The sequence below is a fragment of the Pedobacter sp. L105 genome, from assembly GCF_009765875.1.
Lineage (GTDB): Bacteria > Bacteroidota > Bacteroidia > Sphingobacteriales > Sphingobacteriaceae > Pedobacter.
On the sequence record NZ_LMUP01000008.1, the window covers coordinates 427,788 to 447,346 of the forward strand.

Genomic DNA, 19,559 nt, shown 5'->3' on the forward strand with positions numbered 1-19,559 from the left:
ATCAATTAATTATCAATAAGTTATCAATAAACTGTTCTGATAGTGCTGAAAGCGTTGGCACATACGAAAAATCTGGCTTGGTACTAAAAAAGCTTTCCAGGTTCCCTTTTTTATATTCCATGATATGATAAGGGTTCTCTGCCAGTTTAATCTTTGGTGTCCATGGCCGGGAAACGCACAATAAATGAATCCCGTGATCACGCATAGCTGATACAGAGCCACTTTTTTCTACCAGGGCAATCGGGGTAGTAAAAACTCCAAACACCGCCTTTTCGAGTAATTCGGATACTTTCTCTGCCGGATGCTCCCCTAACTGTGTTACATTTAATCCCGCAGCTTCCCATTCCCTCACCCAATTTTCCTGCTCTTTACCGGCTCTGCCAATAATGACCAGGTTAATTTCAATTTGTTGACGGCTCGCATAATCAGCCACTTCCTGTGCAAATTCATGGATAGGCGTACCTATATGGATACCGCCAAAAATCACCAGGTCCATTTTTTTATCAATAACAATATCCCTGTTAATTTTTTCTTTGATAACCCCGGGATGAGAAACCAAAATATTTGAAAACAAAGGCAGTAAAGTTACTTTAGCGCCAAGTTTTTCTAATTGTTTTTTATAAAGGTCTGTATGTGTATGAACCACTGCCGGCTGTAATGCCTTTATCAAGTTTCCGGCAAGATAACGTTGTAAACCGCCCCAAATCAGTTCCTTTGTATTACTTTCCACCGTCATGCCAATCCACAGTTCGTGGAACATGATATGCCACTTTCTTCCTTTACCAATTCCCTTAAGCTTTTTAGCCAGGCCAAAGATCAGGCCCTTCGGGTCAAAGGAAAAAGGCACATATTGCAGACTTAACCAATCCGGGTTAAACTGATCAATACGTTCTTTGATCAATTGTGTTCCCTCAGCTTTATCTAAGCCTGCCGGTATTCTCAATATAGGAAGCAAACCATCATCTGGCTGGCCTCCTTCCGTTATTACCGCAGAAATATGACGGTCATTGATTGAAATTAAAGAAACAAGATGGCCATGGCGAAGCAGGTCAAGACTTAAACGCCTAACATAATCACCAACACCATCACGTCCCAGTTCTAAGGAACCGCATAAGAAAGTTATCCTCATCATTAATCAATCATACTAATTATTTTCTCTCTCCAATTTTTTTTGCCGGAACACCGCCCCAAATCTCATTGGGCAAAATAGATTTAGTCACCACAGCACCTGCAGCAACTACAGCACCGTCGCCAATGTCCACACCTTTCAAAATCACTACATTGCAGCCCAGCCACACATTACTGCCTATCCTGATTGCCTTTTCAGGCCCATGCTGGTTTCTCATCAGCGTTCCCTGCTCAATCCCATGGTCGTGGTCAATAAACCGGCAGCCCGCAGCAATTAAACTATCGGCGCCTACATCTATGCCAAGACGTATATTAAACTCACAGCCAGCGCCAATAAATACGTGATCTTCAATTCTGATACAGGGGCCCGGTTTTCTGATGCCGTCAAACTTAAAACTGATCATTTTCTCCAAAACACATTGACTGCCAATCCTCACCTGATGGGGCCAGGTTACATATAATTTGGGCAATACAGTTCCTTTCCCAACCTTCATTCCAAGAAAACTGAACCATATTTTACGGAACAGGCTGCAGAATTTTGCACCATAGCGGAATCTAATGACAAAAAGTGCTTGTTGAATAATGTATTTCATTTTTTATAAAACCTGTTCAATATAATGGCAAATGCCATTGCCATTTTTTTTCTTTTGATATATCCCCCAGAGTAGGCCTTTATTGGTCCTTCAGCACTTTTCCAATATTCACGATCAACCAAACGCGGTGATTTTCCGCCTATAGATTGTCGGATTATTTTCCAGTTCCATGGTTTGGGTTGTCCCAGGGCATGAGGCATAATCGTTAATCCCGCCCTAAAGCCCATTCCTTCCTGTGTAATTAAACTCGTTTCACCATCCCAGGCTTCTACAGTTGCGTTTAAAGCATCCTGATCTGTTTTACCGAATGGGGCAAAAGGACCCTGGGCATCTTCCGCTAACTGTGATCCAGTAGTAAATGCAGATTTACTAAGTCCTCCGATTGTGAGTGCCATGCCTTCCTGAACACGTTTCCACATCTCCAAAAAGCTGCGATCATTACGGCCAACTCCTGTAAACCCCCCATTTACATAAATTTGGTCTTTGAACTTCAAGGTGATATCAAGTGTAGCAAAATATTTTCTCCAGGCAATCCTCGTAGGGTGATTCTTTGTCAGGGGCGAATTAATATCCTCACATAAAGCAACTCCACTTTCGACCCATCTTTCAAAAAAGAACCACGGGGCAGTAATCACAATATCCGGATCAAAATAATATATGGCATCTGCTCTCGCAGCTAAACCATCCCATAATTTAAGCATAAAATCAGGCTTATAATTGGTGAGGTGATAATCTGTATCCAATGGGAGAAAATGTATGTTAAAGTCATTACTGATTTTCAAGGTTACAGCATCTTTCCAATCCAAAGCTACATCTGAATTCGCTGCTGAGGCCCATACAGGCAATTTCCCACGGTAACCAGCATATATGGAGCCTCGGAAACCCTGTTTAAACAGAGAATTTGCAAGAGAAGCGACACCAAAATGATAATTTCCTTCGAACAGTGTACAAACAGCTGAATTTTTAACAATCTCCATCAATAATTTTTTAATATATACTTGGGTAATATGCGCTCTTACGAATTAGCCTTCCGATATGATAATAAAGGGAAGATCCTTCTTTTGCTTTTAATAATCCGGAAAGCAACCAATCACTTTGGATAATATCCAATGCAGTTTGAAGAAAGTAATTAGATACTGCTGTATTTCCGGACAATCTTGGATAATAATTCTCTCTCTTTTGATAATCGTTAAGTAACCACGATAGCACCACTCCTTTTGCCCTTCTCCTGGCTTTTGCAGATTGTGGATCATTTAATAGCTTGAGCTGCTTTTCGATATCAATATACAGTAGTGGCCAACAATCTGTTGTGATAGCTTGTGAAGACTGAGCATCCTGATCAGGGTGCCGCCTCCAAAAATTAATAGGTTTATTCACCGAATGAAGATTCAATGCTGAGGCATTACTATAAATCCACAGCCAGTCATTGCCGCTATGGGGTTTTTCCACGAAAGGCATTTCTTGTACTTTGGATTTTTTAATAATAGAAAGCACAGAGAAGCCCGGACCATTTTCTATTGCATCTTTTATCAGAAAAACAGGATCCATTTTACCTGACGGAAAATCCCTCAGTGTCTTAGCACTCTCTTTGTCTGTGGTAAAAATAGAAAACGAACCAAAGAAAACATCCACTTCCGGGTTTTCCCGAAAAGCAGCAAGAAACAAAGTATAAGCATCTGGCTCGATAAGATCATCACTACACAATATCGATACAAATTCACTTGTTGATAAGGAGATTCCATGGTTCCAATTTCCAAAGAGCCCGATATTTGAAGAGTTTTTAAAATATTTTATCCTGGTATCCTGAAAGGTGTTACATATTTCCTGAAATTCGTCATGCGGTGAATTGTCATCAACCACAACCACCTCTCCACACCCAACTACGTTAAGTGCAGACAAAAGAGCCTCACGAAACCCAAAAATTCGTTTGTAAACTGGTATAATAATGGAATAAGTTGGATTGTCCATAGTCATTTAGATTTGTGGTAAAGCATTAGGCTTCAGTTTTATAATTCTATAGGCAAAATATACAAAGTACATACACAAGCCGAACGTCGCATTGATAATGGAATATATTAATACATTCGTTGTATTTGACAAGTCGAAGAAGGTGATCAATAAAACCTGAACCAATATACTCAGTGTAATACTGATCAACGGAGAAATAATCCATCCCCTTGAAACAAGAAGAGAGTAAATAATACCAACTACCATAGATATACATCCGGATAAAGTACTTAATACCACTTCCTTGTTTAAATTAGAATATCCTTTCCCTAAAATAAACAAGACCTGATGTGGAAATAAATAAACCATCCCAGAGATGACCGCACTCAATACAGCCAGAATAAAAAATACCTGTAAGAAACGCGTTAACAAAGGTTTTCTTTCCTCTGGCAAGCGTGCAAACCGGGGAATGATCAATGTAGCAAAGAGTGTAGTCAAAATGGTAAGCAACGTGGTCAGCCGTCCCAGTGCACCTATCTGAGCAATGGAAGATGTGCTCCCATATACAGAAATTAGCCATATCGTAATCTGACCTGAGATGCAATAATATATTGTACCTGGCAAGGTCCGCTTGACCATAAACAAAATATCTTTTTTTACGGCAGGATTTGGCGCGGCATTTAGGTTGGCAAATTTTCCGGTAATGATGCGCAGTTTTATGTTAGCCCAAATTCGTGGGATACCATTTGCCAATACAGCAATGGCAGTAAAAGGTAGAAAAAACAGTCCGCCGGCAATCATCACAAACCGCAATATATTTGCCCATATCTGATTTTTTTGCAGCGCAACTATATCCTGATTAAGTTTAACAGGCACCTCCAGTAAACTATCTGTCAACTGTGCATAAAAGGCTGGTATCAAAGCTACTGCAATTGTTAAGGCTGTAAGCCATCCTGCCTGATGTTTTATCAATAAATAGAACAATATTGGCAGGGAAATCGCCAGACTGCCCACCGCGAACTTTTGCCTCAGCGCTATGCCGGTAGCCACAACACTGCCCAATTCATCTTTATCCCGCCACACTTTAGCTCCACTGGATAATACGCCATTCGTAATTCCACCATCAGCTAAAGCAGTGATCGTTCCAAGCATTGTATTCGCTAGTGTATATAAAGCATATTCAGGAGTAGAAACCAGTCTGATAATAATTATCCCGCTGATCAATCCAAGTCCCTGCACGAGCATTTGTGCTGAACCTGTTACCGATATCAGTTTACCCCATTGATAAGCTCTGGCATATTTAGGATCGGTACTCAATTTGTTAATGAAGGCCCTCATGACTATTTATTAAAAATCCTGGCAAAAAATCCTTTTTTCTCAAGGTCTATACCGTAGCCGTAACCATAACCGTAAGCACTATCATTCTTGACGTCATTCATCAGAATAGCTATATTTTTCATTTTCTTATTACGGTAAATTTCCTGAGGAATATCCAATTGGTCTTTGATGGTAAAGCCTTGCCTTACCACATACAAAGTAAGGTCTGCATATTTACTCAACAGCTGCGCATCTGTAACCATCCCTATTGGTGGTGCATCTATGATAATATAGTCAAATTCATGCACCAGGCTATCCATTAACGTATCAGTGCGTGAATTCAGGATAATTTCTGTAGGATTGGGTGGTATATTACCTGAACTAATCAAAAATAAATTGCTATTCGTACCTGATGGTTTAATAATGTCAGCAATTTTAATCTCAGGAGAGACAATATAATTGGTAAACCCTACATCATTAGTGATCTTTAATTTATTTGAAAGATTTGGTTTCCGAAGGTCCATCTCCATCACCACTACCTTTTTACCGGAAATAGCAATTGCAGTGGCCAGGTTCAGCGCAATAAATGACTTTCCTTCTCCAGACATACTGGATGTCATTAATATGGTTTTCTCATTTCCGCTTAAAAAGAAAGCAAGGTTGGTCCTCAATGATCTGAACTGTTCAGAAATCGGCGTTCTGGATCCCTGAGAAACAACTATTGAACCATCTTCCATTGTGCCTTTCCCAAGTTCTCCAATAATTGCCACTTGTGTAAGACCGGCAACCTGTTCCTTAGAGCTGATTCTGGAATCCATTGAACTCCTCAGGAAAATAATTGCAAAAGGTAAAAACAACCCAAATATCACACCATAAGCCATTACATTTGTCCTGATGGGGCTTATTGGACCTTCGGATAAAGGCGGTTCAATAATCTTACAGCTAGAAATATTTGATGTCTTTGAAATTGCTGTTTCTTCTCTTTTTTGTAAGAGAAAAACATATAAAGTCTGCTTGATCTCCTGTTGCCGGGTTAAATCAAGGTATTTCCTCTCCACTGCAGGTACTTTGTGCACTTGTCCTGATAAGGCGCCAGAACGTGCATCTATCTTAGATTTTGTAATTGTTAAAGATTTTTTAAGGCTTCTTAAACTGGATAACATATCTTGTTTGGCGCCTGCAATTTGTCCATTGAGGCCTTGCATATATGGATTGTCCTCTGTTTGGCTCAGACTTGCTTTTTCTTTTGCTAAAACGATCGTATTGTACCTGTCTACCAGTGCAGCAAAAGAAGGATCTTCTAGTAAGGCGCCACTGGGAACTATTCTCTGATTTGGACCGGCATCCAACAAAAATTTCTCTATAGAATTCAGTACACTCAATTTGATGTCTGCCTGATCATGTTGTGTGTTGTAATCACCGGTTGAAGTGATCAACAGGGTTGATTGAGCAGCTATATCGGCTATTTTATTCTCTTGTTTAAAATTTTGTACATCTCCTTCAATATGACCAAGTTCCTGACTTACATAAATCAGACGGTTGTCTATAAAAGCAATGGTACTGTCTGCGATTTTATTTTTGTCGTCAATATTACTTTTTATATACTCGTCGATTAATTTACTCAAAACATCTTCCCCAAATTTTGGCAAAGGATTGGTGTAAGTCAGAGCGATAATATCTACCAGCTTCACAGGAATATTGACTTCTATATTTTTCATCAAAGCGCCGACAGACTGACCAATAGTAGAGACCTGAACGATGTAAGTTGCATTTTTATCAGCAACACCAATTCCAGGCTCAATTTCAACTTTGCCAAGATTTGGTAAAATAAATGGCTGATACAGACTTACATGTTTATTGATGACCTCGTTAAATACATTAACTTTAGCCCCGTCCATTTTGACCTGAACGGTATAAGGTTTAATGCTGTCAGGAGACCCAAATATTTTGAGTACGAATGGTGAGGATTTATAAAGGTTAACCGAAATTAATTGTCCTTTATGGGAATAACTGATATAAGACTTTAAATCTCTAGCCACTTTCTCCATCAAATGCTTCGTTTTTAATATCTCAGCTTCAGCTTCAACAGTATTAGCTGAGCCCTTACCTCCCAAAGCCTGAGTCAGTGCGTCCATTCCTGCCGTGGTGTTGCTTTGATCGCTGGCAATCAAAATTCTACTCGTTGACTTGTAAATAGGAGCCGTATAACGCAGGTATAAATAAGACATGAAAACGCAGATGATCAACGAGATGACGAACCAGTACCAATTGTTCAGCATTGTTGAACTCAGGACTTTGAAATTGATCTTATTCTTTTCAACAAAAATATCTTCTTGAGGAGGCATATGATTAAATATAGGTAAACACTGGTCTAATTAGCGAAGTATAGTAACAAGAAGAGTTGCAACAGCAACACCAATAGTAATGAGTTGATTACGTGCAGCATTGGTTACAGCGCCCTTTACTCTAATTGGTTCCACATAAATAACATCATTTTGTTTTAGATAATAGTAGGGAGATGAAATCAGTGTAGAAGAGGTAAGGTCAAGTCTTATCACATCTTTTTTATCACCGTCATCCCTTAAAAGTAAGATATTGTTCAACTTACCATAAACAGTAACATCGCCGGCAAGGGATATGGCGTCAAGAACGGTCACTTTTTCATTAGGCAAAAGATAAGAAGCAGGCTTAGCAACCTCTCCCATGATAGTTATTTTATAGGCCCCAAATCTTACTTGTACAGTGGGGTCTTTATAAAATTTAGCAGCTTTTGATTTAATAAGGTTTTTTGCTTCGGTGGTGTTTAGTCCTGCAACTTTCACTACACCCAATAATGGAATTTCCACATTTCCATCGTGGTCCACCAAAAAACCACTGATGGCAGAGGAGGATGCGCCGGCAGCGGCACCACTTGCATTTCCGGCGCCAGCAGACGCTGCAGCACCTGGCCCTGAAGAAGTCTGGTTCAGTGCTGAAGTAGCATCAACATCTAATGTCTGTATTGTGATGTTCAAAATATCATCAGTAACGATGACAGGCGGCACGTACACAGCCATAGGAATTTGTTTTACCTGGGTTGAATCCAGGTTAGCGAAGTAAACAATCTTTTTTTTGCTTGCGCACGAGGACAACATTAAAACGCCAAAACACAAAAGGATCAGGAATGGCTTAACTTTTTGGTATATATTATTCATAGACTGTACTTTGAAATTTAATGATTTATTATTTTTATTTAAAACCTTTTAGCAAGGCCCTTATATCACAATTTTACCGGGCAAAGAAAATACTTCATTATTTCTGAATTCATATTTCCCCAGCATTTTGTATAATGTGCCATTTCTTATTGCAGCGGTCAAGTTTATCATATGCTTTTCATGATGCAGATCGGTACCTGCAAATTCATATAATTTTTCTTTTAGAATTTCTTCTGCAGCAACCTTCACCCTTTTACCATAATAACCGAGTATTGCCAACAGATTAAGCTGCAAACCACAGCCAATTTCTTTAAACCGCTGATAACGTTGGATATTCCCATGATAATAATTATACCTTTCCGGATGTGCAAGAATCACTTTATACCCTCTAATCTGGAGGTCAAAAATTATCTCATCGATATTAGGAGTTTCTGAAAGATAAGACATCTCTATCAGGATATGCATTTGAGGAAGTGTAAGTAAATCTTCAACGGCTGTAAAGCTACCATCTGCCATATATTCAGCAGCAGCGTCAATTTCTATACTCCATCCTGCTTTCTTTACACCTAATCTTACTTCAGCCAGTACAGGTAAAATTGTCTCTTTGGTATTAGGATAAACATCACTATAAATATGTGGCGTACAGATTAACCTGGAGAAACCAAGTTCTTGTAATTGATGGATATAGTTTAATGATTGCATCATATTTTGAGCACCATCATCTATACCAGGTAAAAGATGAGAATGTACATCTACTCCCAACCATTCTATATCGCTTATATTATTTTTCTTATTAAAAAAAGAGAACATCAATATAATTATTAAGTAAAATTGAAATTCACTAATTTCAATATCCCATTTATCATTAACTGTGTTTTACTAAAATAAAGTATTTTTCTGCACTTCAATCAAACACTAAAACCTCTTATGGCATTATTTTTTGATTACCTTTCTGTTAAATCTCGTAAAAACAATTATTTAAAGGTATTTCCTCCTTACTTACACACTCTTTTCTTAAAATTCAACGCTTAATATCTGTAAAACGCAATTTTTAGGGTAAAAGTATATCAAATTCGTTACATTATCAAAATATCCAAATTAAATTCAGAGTAATCCGAATCATTTTTTGTCTTTTTTAAAATAAAAAATTCAAATAAACACGCCTCCATTTGCAATTAAGGACTGAACCAAAGATATAATTACTAAATTATTAATTAATATATACATAAAATATATTTAATTAATTAAAATACACCCTCAATTTCAGCCGGATATCCTGCCAATTTGCAGTTTCACTAACAATTATAATACCAAAGTCATTCCACACTATCTGTATTACTGAGGGCTTTATCAAACAAATACCTTTTAACTAATTAAATATAAGTCATTTACACATTAGTTAGTGTGTTTTATACGTTAAGCACTAATGATATTTAAGATAAATAATTCCAATTTATAGCTGATTTGCTCCTGGATTTGACCTAGAGTACATAATTAATCCTAATTTTTATAAATATTGCCCTGTTTTTGATTCAACAAACTGATGAATTATACAATTACATAATTAATCTATTCAGAGTTTAAACTATAAGGGAGTACACCCGCATCCCTGGCCCAACAACTTTTAAAAGCCAGGTTGTGAATTCAAAGATTTTGCAGAACTTAGCGATAAAATGCAAAAACCTGTTGCTATCCTGCTGCTCAACTGGAACACACCTTTATATACTTCCAACTGCATCTCTTCCTTGCTGGCAGTAGGTGACCACTCCTTATTTGATATTATCATAGCAGATAATGGATCTACCGACGGATCTTTACAAAAATTAAAAAGTCAGTTTCCTCAGTTAACCTTTCTGGACAATGAATACAATCTTGGCTTCGCCGAAGGTAATAACAGAGCTATAAATTATAGCATTAGCCAAGGATACATGTACTCACTGATCCTGAACAATGATACAGAAACCGAAGAAGACCTGGTAAAATTGCTTTTACAACATTTGCAGGAACACCCAAAAGCAGCGGCTGTACAGCCAGCAATCTACTGGCTGCATGATAAAACAAAATTATGGAATGGAAACGGTTGCTTTAACGCGGTTACCGGTAAAATTTATGCACGCAAAATACCTGCCGTCCATCCTGTAAAATATATTCGTGCAAAATGGCTAACCGGCTGCTGCATGCTGGTTAGAAATAGTGTACTGGCAAAAGAAGGCGCATTTAACAAACAGTTCTTTCTTTATTATGAAGATGTAGAGCTTTCATTCAGACTGCGGGCAGCAGGCCATGAGCTGCACTATCTTCCTACAGCAACAGTCTATCATGAAGCAGGGGCTTCCGGACAATTGACAAGCCGCGAAAAAGAAGGTACGCTTAGCCCTGTTATTCATTATTACGTCTCCAGGAACCACATTTGGTTTTTAGGGCGCTTTGGCAATCCTCTTTTTTATCCCTTCATGATACTTTTTAATGCTCCTTATTATCTGGGGCTACTTTGTTATTTTATGTTAAGGGGCAGACGTAAAAAAGCAAAATTTTTAATAAATGGCATAAAAGACGGCTTTTTTACATCAGAAAAGGTAATTTGGCCAAAATTAAACCGCAACACTACAATTCACCCATGATTATTTTTCCATTAATCTTTTTATGCTCTTTTATCATCGCTATCAGAGAGATTATAAAGGGAAATACCCAGGGTTTTCTGCTCTTCATTATTTTTGGACTTTCCATGTATACAACAGCAATGTCTGTTGCGTTTACTCTCGGTCTGAAAGATATCATTCCGGCTTTTCAGTTTTTCAAAGAACTGATCATTCTTTCAGTACTTACCATCAATATACTTTCGCTAAGAAAAAGGCCCAGATTTCATCTGATCGACTATCTCATTTTTATATTTTTTGCTTATACCCTCGCTTATGCCATATTACCTATTGGGGAACAATCCTTTTTCGACCGTCTGATTGCCTTTAAAAGCACCTCGTTTTTTGTAATGGTTTATTTTGCCGGTCGTTTTTTCGATCCTACTAAAATTTACATCAACAAATATTTTAATTATATCATGCTGCTCACTATTGCCGCCGGAGCTGTGATCTGCCTTGAAGTAGCATTTAATCAACACCTGCAAACCGTAACAGGCTACGCTGATTACAGTTATTATTTTTTCAACTTTGAACCTAGCGGAAACTATGGCCTAAGCTGGACCTTTGAGTCTGAAGGAGGATTTAAACGTTTTGCCAGCTTCTTCGCCAATCCCCTGGAGAATGCAGCAGCTACCCTGATTGCACTTGCTGTTATTGCAGCATTATACACTAGGGATGACAACAAGTTTAAGCCAGACCTAACCGGCCTCCTCGCTCTTGGCGCAAGTTTTATATGTATTGTATTCGCCATTTCCAGGGCACCATTTGCCAGTTATTTCCTGGTGATTTACATCTACGCACTGCTGACTAAAAAAAAATATATCACCCACACTATTCATTTGGCCTTAGCAGCAGTAGCACTTTATTTCATCTGGGTGATCACCAGCTTCGAAGACAAAGCAAATGGAATTGCGGAAGTAATTGTAAACACCTTAAACTTCAGTAACCCCTCCAGTGTAGGACACGTAGTAGAATGGATAGAAGGTGTTACTTCTATGCTCAGCAGTCCATTCGGACTTGGATTAGGTACATCAGGCAGGGTAGGTGGTTCATTGGGCGAAACTACCGGAGGAGAAAACCAGTTTATTATTATTGGGGTACAGGCAGGGGTACTTGCCCTATTATGTTATCTGGCCATCTATATTTCTTTTATAAGGACTGCCACCCGATGGCTCCCAAAACTAAAAGGCAGGGAAAGAAAAGTATGCATGATGGTATTATTGGTAAAAGTGGCCATATTTATACCTTTACTCACATCCGAAGTAGAATCCTCCTCCTATATATCTTATATGAATTGGTTTTTTTCCGGATTGCTGATCAGTATGATCATGCAGTACAGCAAAAATAAGGAGGCGAGTTATGTACATTGAAAAAATCATCCGGAAACTAAAAAACGATCCCAATTACAAATGGGAAAGCAACTATACATTGAGGGACCTTTTTATGATCAGCAGCCGGCGTTTCCTTCAACTCAGCAGGGGGTTTTTCCTGCGTCCCTTTCTTAAAAGTTCTTCAGGGCTATTGTTTCTTGGCTCCCGTGTCAAAATCAGTCATGCCTATCAGTTAAGCGCGGGTAAAAACATGATTATAGAAGATAATGTTTATATCAATGCATTGTCGGAAAATGGAATTGTAATTGGTGATAATGTATCTATCGCAAGAGACTCTATTCTAATTTGTACCGGCGTCATCGCTCAGAAGGGAACCGGAATTACCATTGGTCAGGGAACGGGAATTAACGCCCGTGCTTACTTTTCCGGTCAGGGCGGGATAAAAATAGGTACAGACGTGATTTTTGGCCCAGAGGTGAAGATCTTTTCAGAGAACCATAACTATTCACATCCCGAACAAACCATTAAAGCACAGGGAGTATCCAGAATAGGTGTTGTTATTGGGGATAACTGCTGGCTCGGCGCCGGGGTTACTGTTTTGGATGGAGTAATTATCGGTAACGGTTGTGTTATTGCTGCCGGCAGTGTAGTTAACAAATCAATTCCCGAGAATTCAATTGCAGCAGGTGTTCCAGCCAAAGTAATTAAATCCAGAACTAACCCATTCAATAAACCCTAAAAGCGAATTATTTTAAACTAGAATTTAATTTTTTAGTGAAGAAATTGAATTTCGATCTTTTAGCTTTCAATTGCGATAACCGGGAGAACTTACCAATTACTAAATGACGTTTCAATTTCATTGCAGGGCTTTCAATAAAATGCCAGGATAAATATGCGAATACCATAGTAATTGATGCAGCAATAAAAAAATGGGAATAAACATTCAATTCCGGTAATTCCAAAAAGAGAATTTGCTGAATTGGAAATGCATATATATACAGTCCATAAGAAAAATCTCCGTGTTTAGAAAAATTCTTGATGCTTGTTGTTTTCACAAAACCGATGAATAACAGAAAGTACCCAAGAGAGAACCCCGTAATGATATAAGCAGACAATTGATTCGTGTTAAAATAAAGGTTCATTATCAAAGCAACAAACGCAAAAAAGGCAAAAAATTTATTTACTGTTATCCTTGTCCGAAAAATATAAATTAATGACCCTAAGCCAAAATAGAAAACGTTTTGCGCATGTTCATAAAACAGCACACTTCTATATAAAAGAATAGTGATAAGGGCAACAATAATAAATTGAAAATATCGCTTAGTCAGCAAGAATCCAAATGCCGCTACTAAGAAATAGCAACCAATTTCTTGTGGCAAACTCCATAAACTAGCATTTACAATACCATGTAAAGGATTACCGATAAATAGTCCTGGTAAAGGATAATATATATGCACTGCCAGGATATTCCGTAAGTAGCGAAAGGTATTTAAGTTATGAATATATTCACTCATTGAAACCTTTGTAAAAAACGGACCAATGACAAAAACTGTTACTAATATAGTTACTATTAAAGCAGGGTAGATCCTGAGGACCCGTGATCTCGCAAAATTCAAAAAACTTGCAGATCTGTCAAAGCTCATTGAGATGAGCATTCCGCTAATTATGAAAAAAATTGCTACCGAGATACTGCCAAATGAAAATATACCATGACTAAAACTTTCAAGGGGCTCCTTAACCCCTGGCGTTACATCAAAGGAATGTGAGAATATTACAGCAAGAGCAGCTAAAAACCTTATAAAATCGAAATTATTATCTCGGTTTTTCAAATATTGATTTACAGTAAGATCCATATTAAATTAGTATCAAACACACAATCTATATAAAAAAAATAAATAACACAATAATTATATCTTTTATTTTAAAACAAATATACCTCCATGTTATGTGTATTTTTTGAAAATTGAACTTTCTGGAGTAAATATAAGAGGAGCAAAAAAAGCTTACTATAAAGAATACTTTTCATCAGCGTACGCCTATTTATAGCATTTTAATAATACTTTTACCGAATGCAAAAAAGGATATCTGACAGCATGAATAACCCATTGATTATTGGTATAGATATCCGGGATCTAAGTCTGGCAAAAACCGGAACAAAAACATACCTAGCGGAACTTTGCAGCGCATTCAAATTGCTGGAAAATGAACACTATCATTTCCACTTTCTTGATTCCGGCTCGCATGATAGTACCAGCAGCAAAGGTTCAACAAATAAATATGCAGAACACTTCAGGTACCATTTATGGAAGCAGGTGATCCTGCCTTATAAGGCCTGGCGCAATCATTGTGACATTCTATTTTGTACAGACAACTTTGTTCCCCTCCTCCATCTGGGGTACCAGACTGTACCTGTATTTCATGATGCATTTTTCTTTGAAAATCCGGAACATTATGGAAAACTCTGGCTCAAACTCTATCATCTTACCGCTATTCCTGCTGCAAAAAGATCCGCTTTTATTGTCACGCCTACACTATATGCACAACAGCAGATCCATCGGTATACCAGCATCCCGCTTGAAAAATTAAAAGTTATCTATGAAGGGCCAAAAACCATGGAGCCGCTATTAGAGAACCATTTTACAGAAAGGTTCAATCTAAAAGATAAAGATTACATTCTTCATGTGGGTTCTATGTTTAAAAGGAAAAATATTCCTGCTTTGATCCGTGCTTTTCGTCTGCTGAAGGATAAAACAGGCACCAAAATCAAATTGGTGCTTGCTGGCCCATCATCCGCCAGTAAAGATAGTAACGACTATAATTTGATACTGGAGGCAATTACCAGTTTACAGCTTCAAGATGAAGTTATTTTAACAGGCTATTTAAGTGATAATGAACTGGCCAGCATTTATAACCATGCGCTGTTATATGTATTTCCTTCAGTAAATGAAGGATTTGGCATTCCCATATTGGAAGCATTTAAATATCAACTACCAGTATTGGTAGCTAATAATTCCTGTCTGCCGGAAGTAGGCGGAGACGCTGTACTGACTTTTGATCCATTTAATCCCGAAGACATTTGTACTAAGATAATCATGGTCATAGAAAATGAAACCCTTAGAAAAGAGCTTATTCAAAAAGGAAAAATCAGGCTTAAAGACTTTTCCTGGCAAAAAACTGCCATACAATTGCTTGAATTATTTAAGACTCTAAAGACTGCCTAGACACAGAAATGTCCCTCAGATCAGGATCGCTAATGACTTTTAACATAAAAAAGCCAAACAACGATAATAATTGACTTAAAAAGCTAAAATCGATAGTTTTTATAATAAAAATATGAGCTCAAATCATACTATTATTTCCAATAAACAAATATTATTTATATAAATTTCTAAAAATGAAGATTATTAATCAAAAACAACTTAAATTAGCAGTCAGGTAGAAAAAGCCTACCATCAGGTATTGAAATTTCATCAATGCATAAAGCGCAATACATGAAACAAATAGGAAATACTATAAAAGAGTTGCGCCTTAAAAAAGGCATGACCCAAAAGCAGCTGGCCGCGGCAGTAAAAGTATCCAGTGCCAAAATTTGTGCCATAGAGAAGGCGTTAACACCCATTACTGCAGCAACTATATTAAAGCTATCCGCAGCCTTAAAAGTTTCACCAGGAAAATTTTTATTCGAAGAATGGGATGAATATACACCTGCAAAAACAGCCTGGAAGATCAGGGAACTCAATGAAGAACTAAAGGAACTGGATCAGAAGATCTATAGTCTTCGCCTAAAAATAATTGAACTTTATGAGCAGTTGCATCAAGTCCCTAAAATATGAGATCGTTGTTATGACTCAGCAAAAATCCTTACATGCTCGTCTGCTACATTTTCCCAATTAAACACGCTCAAAGCACGCTCCTGAGCAAGGACCGCTAATTTTTGCATTTCAGGATAATGAGCTTCCGCAAAGTTGATTTCTTCGGTAAGCGAGGCGATGTTTCCTTTTCTGAATTTCCTGGCCGTATCCAGCACTGCATACTCATTTTCTTCAATATCACTTACTATCAGCGGAACTCCCAGGCCCATAACGGTTAATACAATTGGGGATAATCCTTCAACATCAGACGGCTGGATATAACAATAAGCATTTTTAATCAGGGTATTTACCTCATCGCCATATACAAATCCAGGAAAAATAACATTTCCATTAGAAAGATCAATCAGCTGCTGTTCATAAGGCGAAGGATTCGGGGAGCCCCCTATTAATACCAACTTTTTAGACGTAACAGCCTGGTTAAAACCAGGGATCAGATAATGTAAGCCCTTATCAGGAATAAACCGGCCTACAAACAGGTAATATTCTTCTTTTTGCAAATTAAGCCTGGTCAGGATACTGTTATCCTCAGGCCATGCGGGAATTTCGCTTCCAAAAGGGATGAAAGCAAATTTTTTATTAAACCTGTCTTCAAATAACTTCCTCGCAATTACATTATCAAATATAACTTCATTGGGCAGATAGGCGGTCATGTAAGCTGAAAACTGCAAATAAAGCTTCGCATACCATGACCATTTGTCCCGTTTCCAATCCACTCCATCCTGACTAATAAACACTTTCTTTCCGCAAAGGCGCAAAGGTAAAGCCCAGATACTGTTTCCACCGTTCTGGATATGAACAATATCAGCAGTATTTCTAAAAATAATGTCGCAGGTAGATTTGAAAGAGTGCAGCAATGTATCGAATCCGCTACGTTTTATCGTTTTAATAGTTTTGATCTGTACACCTTTGTAGACTTTAACGTCCACAAAAACATCAGGGTACTGTCTGTTATAAGCAACAACATGATGTCCGCGGGCTACTAACCTGGGAAATAACTCCATAGCAAACTTATCCGCACCTGCAGCACCTTTAACAGGAGGAATAGTACGGAAACCGAAAGCGGCTATACGCATAGATAAAACTTAAACGTTTTCTTTAACGGCGAAGTTCTCTTTTACAAAATCCCCGAAATAATCATTTACGTATTCATCAAGTGCCACTTTCCAGTCGCGCATCAGGTTGATCTTCCTTAAGTCCAATTTTTTGTTGATCAGACGTTCAGAGGGTGGCCGTGGTGCAAAGTAAGTATCTTTGAAATAATCGGAAGTAACTTCATGGAACGTAACTTCATCTGTAAGACCCAGTATTTCAACCAGTTTCTCAGCAACTTCCCTTCTGCTGGTTTCTCCGTTACATACCAGGTTATATAAACCCCAGTATTCATTTTCGAAAAGCAGTTTTACATTTTTGGCAAAATCTACGGTAAAAGTAGGGGTACCGTCTTTATCATTTACAATATGCAGGTCGCGGGTTCCCGAGGCCAGTTGTTTGATAATTTTATTGATAAATTTCTTGTCTTTTTTTGGTCCGCCGCCCATCATCCAGCCCGCACGGCAGATAATTGACCTTTCAGCATGCTCGCGCACATAACGCTCGCCCATATATTTTGACCGCGCATAATGACCCAGTGGATTTGGTTCATCCCAGTCATCGTAAAAATCTTTGGTTCCGTCAAAGATACCGGCAGTGCTAATATATAATATTGGAATCTCTAACTCATTGGCAATCAGCACAGCATTTTCAACTGCTGTAGTATTGGTCAGGTACGTATCATCCAGGTTCAGCTCACAATATTCCAGATCCGTATATGCACCCAGGTGAAAAAGATAATCAGGCTTAAACGCAAAAACATCCGCTTTGTAGTTCTCAAAATCGCGGAAGTCCAGCAAACTCAACCAGTTTTCATTTACATCTTTATCTGTACACTTGATATCATACTCATCTTTAAAAACACGGTAAAAAGCTTCACCAAGCATTCCGCCTGCGCCAGCGATATAAATTTTTTTCTTCATTACGAAATTAAAGTCATTCGAATCAACAAATACCATGATTCAATGGCGAACCCAATAGTCTGAACCTGATCGTGAGCCCCAAAAATAGCTTTTTTTTCTTCAATCAAAAATGTTTTTTGATATTTGACCTTTATTAAAACTGTATTAATACCTATTATTCCTCTGATTAATTGATTAAATACAAGCATATTTGGAACTTAAATTCAACCACACAAGAATAAAAATTGTGCCATTTTTAAAAATTTAATAAATATTTACTCCCTTTATGAATATTCTTGTAGCAAACTGGACATGGTATCCGAGTGGTGGCGACTGGACCTACGTTGATCATGTAAGCAGTTTGTACCGGGAAAATGGACACACCGTCATTCCTTTTTCGATGAAGGATGACCGGAACTTTCCCGACCCTTACTCCCGTTATTTCATCGAAAATATTGATTATAAGAAAATTGATAAAAAAAGCATCCGCGCAGGTTTAAAAGTAGTAAAAAAGAGTATTTATTCTACCGAAGCACAACAAAACCTGGAGCGCCTGCTGGATGAAGTAAAAATTGATATGGCACATATCAATGTGATCCACCATTATATTACCCCCATCATTTTAAAAACGTTAAAAGAAAGAGGTATACCCATCCTCTGGACCCTGCATGAATATACACCTATATGTCCTGAAAGCACTTTTATCAGCCATGGTCAAATCTGCGAAAAATGCTTTGGGGGTGCCTTTTATCATTGTATAACTAACAAATGTAAAAAGGGATCCCTTCCGGCCAGTATCGTGGCAGCGGCAGAGAATTATGCACACCGTTACCTCAATTATTATGAATACGTAGACCATTACCTGTGTCCTTCAGTATTCTTATATGAAAAATTCAAATCCTTTAATTTTTTCCCCGAAAAACTCGTTCAGCTATACCATGGTTACAATTACGGGGAAGTTGAAGCCGTACAGGCAGTCACTGCCCCTACAACTGAGAAATATATCGTGTTTGTGGGGAGGCTTGAAAAAATAAAGGGGGCTCATACTTTGCTGGAAGCGATGAAAACCCTTCCAGATATCCGGCTTAAATTGATCGGTACAGGAACACAGGAAGAGGAACTTAAAAATTATGCCGCTGCCAGCCACTTAACTAATGTTGAATTTATAGGCAAACAAACGAAAACACAAACACTGGAGGCCATTAACGGATCTGCCTTTCTGGTTTGCCCATCAGAATGGTACGAGGTACTGGGTTTTACCGTTGTAGAAGCCATGGCAATGGCCAAACCTGTCATCGGCGCTTCCATTGGTGCTATCCCGGAAATGGTCATTAATGGAGAAACAGGTTACCTCTTCGAACCAGGCAATCCGCAGGAATTAGCTGAACGTATCAGACAGCTTTTCAATGACCAGAAAGCGATCAGTATCATGGGTGCAAAAGCTAAAAAACACATCCACTCCCTGATCAATACAGAAAAACATTTTGAAGGTTTACAGCAGCTAATACCCTCTCTGTAAAAGAAAATTGCTTTCATCTGCGATTATTGTC

At 38.2% G+C, this 19,559-nt stretch carries 17 protein-coding genes; 6 read left to right on the top strand and 11 right to left on the bottom strand.

Going from position 1 to position 19,559, the window contains the following annotated elements; all coding sequences use genetic code 11:
- Position 1 precedes the first annotated feature (1 nt).
- Genes GSQ84_RS17045 through GSQ84_RS17080 form a run of 8 tightly spaced genes read right to left on the bottom strand, consistent with a single transcriptional unit; the run spans position 2 to position 8,989 of the window.
- Positions 2–1,132, bottom strand: a complete 1,131-nt coding sequence (locus GSQ84_RS17045) for a hypothetical protein (protein ID WP_158798471.1) — start codon at positions 1,130–1,132, stop codon at positions 2–4.
- A 16-nt stretch (positions 1,133–1,148) separates the two neighbouring features.
- The gene (locus GSQ84_RS17050; protein WP_158798472.1) at positions 1,149–1,721 is read right to left on the bottom strand and encodes an acyltransferase; all 573 of its coding nucleotides are present in this window, start codon (positions 1,719–1,721) and stop codon (positions 1,149–1,151) included.
- Positions 1,718–2,698 carry a hypothetical protein gene (locus GSQ84_RS17055; protein ID WP_158798473.1) on the bottom strand — a complete coding sequence of 327 codons (981 nt, stop codon included), beginning with the start codon at positions 2,696–2,698 and terminating at the stop codon, positions 1,718–1,720. The genes GSQ84_RS17050 and GSQ84_RS17055 overlap by 4 nt, the downstream gene beginning before the upstream one ends.
- A 10-nt stretch (positions 2,699–2,708) precedes the next feature.
- Entirely contained in the window at positions 2,709–3,689 is a 981-nt protein-coding gene (locus GSQ84_RS17060; protein WP_158798474.1) for a glycosyltransferase family 2 protein, read from the bottom strand.
- 6 nt (positions 3,690–3,695) lie between these two features.
- Complete coding sequence (locus tag GSQ84_RS17065) at positions 3,696–5,006, bottom strand: polysaccharide biosynthesis protein (protein ID WP_158798475.1); 1,311 nt, start codon at positions 5,004–5,006, stop codon at positions 3,696–3,698.
- A gap of 2 nt (positions 5,007–5,008) precedes the next feature.
- Positions 5,009–7,330, bottom strand: coding sequence for a tyrosine-protein kinase (locus tag GSQ84_RS17070; RefSeq protein WP_158798476.1), 2,322 nt, complete (start codon positions 7,328–7,330; stop codon positions 5,009–5,011).
- Between the two features lie 30 nt (positions 7,331–7,360).
- The gene (locus GSQ84_RS17075) at positions 7,361–8,179 is read right to left on the bottom strand and encodes a polysaccharide biosynthesis/export family protein (protein ID WP_158798477.1); all 819 of its coding nucleotides are present in this window, start codon (positions 8,177–8,179) and stop codon (positions 7,361–7,363) included.
- Positions 8,180–8,239: 60 nt separating this feature from the next.
- Positions 8,240–8,989, bottom strand: coding sequence for a tyrosine-protein phosphatase (locus GSQ84_RS17080; RefSeq protein WP_158798478.1), 750 nt, complete (start codon positions 8,987–8,989; stop codon positions 8,240–8,242).
- An 863-nt stretch (positions 8,990–9,852) separates the two neighbouring features.
- On the opposite strand from GSQ84_RS17080, the gene GSQ84_RS17085 reads away from it, so the two are divergent.
- The 3 genes from GSQ84_RS17085 to GSQ84_RS17095 are packed head-to-tail and all read left to right on the top strand — an operon-like array spanning position 9,853 to position 12,885.
- Positions 9,853–10,800: a glycosyltransferase family 2 protein gene (locus tag GSQ84_RS17085; protein ID WP_158798479.1), complete on the top strand. Its 948-nt coding sequence runs from the start codon at positions 9,853–9,855 to the stop codon at positions 10,798–10,800.
- On the top strand, positions 10,797–12,185 hold the full coding sequence (locus GSQ84_RS17090; protein WP_158798480.1) for a hypothetical protein: 1,389 nt from the start codon (positions 10,797–10,799) through the stop codon (positions 12,183–12,185). Before GSQ84_RS17085 ends, GSQ84_RS17090 begins: the two co-directional genes overlap by 4 nt.
- Positions 12,175–12,885: a DapH/DapD/GlmU-related protein gene (locus GSQ84_RS17095; RefSeq protein WP_158798481.1), complete on the top strand. Its 711-nt coding sequence runs from the start codon at positions 12,175–12,177 to the stop codon at positions 12,883–12,885. Before GSQ84_RS17090 ends, GSQ84_RS17095 begins: the two co-directional genes overlap by 11 nt.
- A 7-nt stretch (positions 12,886–12,892) precedes the next feature.
- Here GSQ84_RS17095 and GSQ84_RS17100 read toward each other — a convergent pair whose 3' ends face one another.
- Positions 12,893–13,999, bottom strand: a complete 1,107-nt coding sequence (locus GSQ84_RS17100; RefSeq protein ID WP_158798482.1) for an acyltransferase — start codon at positions 13,997–13,999, stop codon at positions 12,893–12,895.
- A gap of 216 nt (positions 14,000–14,215) precedes the next feature.
- Between GSQ84_RS17100 and GSQ84_RS17105 the strand changes: the two genes are divergently transcribed.
- Together GSQ84_RS17105 and GSQ84_RS17110 are read left to right on the top strand one after the other, a co-directional pair.
- Positions 14,216–15,367 (top strand): glycosyltransferase family 1 protein, encoded by a 1,152-nt coding sequence (locus GSQ84_RS17105; protein ID WP_158798483.1) that lies wholly within the window; start codon positions 14,216–14,218, stop codon positions 15,365–15,367.
- 270 nt (positions 15,368–15,637) lie between these two features.
- On the top strand, positions 15,638–15,979 hold the full coding sequence (locus GSQ84_RS17110; RefSeq protein ID WP_158798484.1) for a helix-turn-helix domain-containing protein: 342 nt from the start codon (positions 15,638–15,640) through the stop codon (positions 15,977–15,979).
- 8 nt (positions 15,980–15,987) lie between these two features.
- On the opposite strand, the gene GSQ84_RS17115 is transcribed toward GSQ84_RS17110, so the two are convergent.
- Positions 15,988–17,091, bottom strand: a complete 1,104-nt coding sequence (locus tag GSQ84_RS17115) for a glycosyltransferase family 4 protein (protein WP_158798485.1) — start codon at positions 17,089–17,091, stop codon at positions 15,988–15,990.
- 9 nt (positions 17,092–17,100) lie between these two features.
- Positions 17,101–18,030, bottom strand: coding sequence for an NAD(P)-dependent oxidoreductase (locus GSQ84_RS17120; protein ID WP_158798486.1), 930 nt, complete (start codon positions 18,028–18,030; stop codon positions 17,101–17,103).
- Between the two features lie 265 nt (positions 18,031–18,295).
- Between GSQ84_RS17120 and GSQ84_RS17125 the strand changes: the two genes are divergently transcribed.
- Positions 18,296–19,528 carry a glycosyltransferase family 4 protein gene (locus tag GSQ84_RS17125; RefSeq protein WP_158798487.1) on the top strand — a complete coding sequence of 411 codons (1,233 nt, stop codon included), beginning with the start codon at positions 18,296–18,298 and terminating at the stop codon, positions 19,526–19,528.
- Positions 19,529–19,559: the final 31 nt, after the last annotated feature.

Coding starts and splice junctions, on each gene's coding strand:
- GSQ84_RS17045 (WP_158798471.1), bottom strand. CDS start 1,132: ATGATGAGGATAACTTTCTTATGCGGTTCCTTAGAACTGGGACGTGAT.
- GSQ84_RS17050 (WP_158798472.1), bottom strand. CDS start 1,721: ATGAAATACATTATTCAACAAGCACTTTTTGTCATTAGATTCCGCTAT.
- GSQ84_RS17055 (WP_158798473.1), bottom strand. CDS start 2,698: ATGGAGATTGTTAAAAATTCAGCTGTTTGTACACTGTTCGAAGGAAAT.
- GSQ84_RS17060 (WP_158798474.1), bottom strand. CDS start 3,689: ATGGACAATCCAACTTATTCCATTATTATACCAGTTTACAAACGAATT.
- GSQ84_RS17065 (WP_158798475.1), bottom strand. CDS start 5,006: ATGAGGGCCTTCATTAACAAATTGAGTACCGATCCTAAATATGCCAGA.
- GSQ84_RS17070 (WP_158798476.1), bottom strand. CDS start 7,330: ATGCCTCCTCAAGAAGATATTTTTGTTGAAAAGAATAAGATCAATTTC.
- GSQ84_RS17075 (WP_158798477.1), bottom strand. CDS start 8,179: ATGAATAATATATACCAAAAAGTTAAGCCATTCCTGATCCTTTTGTGT.
- GSQ84_RS17080 (WP_158798478.1), bottom strand. CDS start 8,989: ATGTTCTCTTTTTTTAATAAGAAAAATAATATAAGCGATATAGAATGG.
- GSQ84_RS17085 (WP_158798479.1), top strand. CDS start 9,853: ATGCAAAAACCTGTTGCTATCCTGCTGCTCAACTGGAACACACCTTTA.
- GSQ84_RS17090 (WP_158798480.1), top strand. CDS start 10,797: ATGATTATTTTTCCATTAATCTTTTTATGCTCTTTTATCATCGCTATC.
- GSQ84_RS17095 (WP_158798481.1), top strand. CDS start 12,175: ATGTACATTGAAAAAATCATCCGGAAACTAAAAAACGATCCCAATTAC.
- GSQ84_RS17100 (WP_158798482.1), bottom strand. CDS start 13,999: ATGGATCTTACTGTAAATCAATATTTGAAAAACCGAGATAATAATTTC.
- GSQ84_RS17105 (WP_158798483.1), top strand. CDS start 14,216: ATGCAAAAAAGGATATCTGACAGCATGAATAACCCATTGATTATTGGT.
- GSQ84_RS17110 (WP_158798484.1), top strand. CDS start 15,638: ATGAAACAAATAGGAAATACTATAAAAGAGTTGCGCCTTAAAAAAGGC.
- GSQ84_RS17115 (WP_158798485.1), bottom strand. CDS start 17,091: ATGCGTATAGCCGCTTTCGGTTTCCGTACTATTCCTCCTGTTAAAGGT.
- GSQ84_RS17120 (WP_158798486.1), bottom strand. CDS start 18,030: ATGAAGAAAAAAATTTATATCGCTGGCGCAGGCGGAATGCTTGGTGAA.
- GSQ84_RS17125 (WP_158798487.1), top strand. CDS start 18,296: ATGAATATTCTTGTAGCAAACTGGACATGGTATCCGAGTGGTGGCGAC.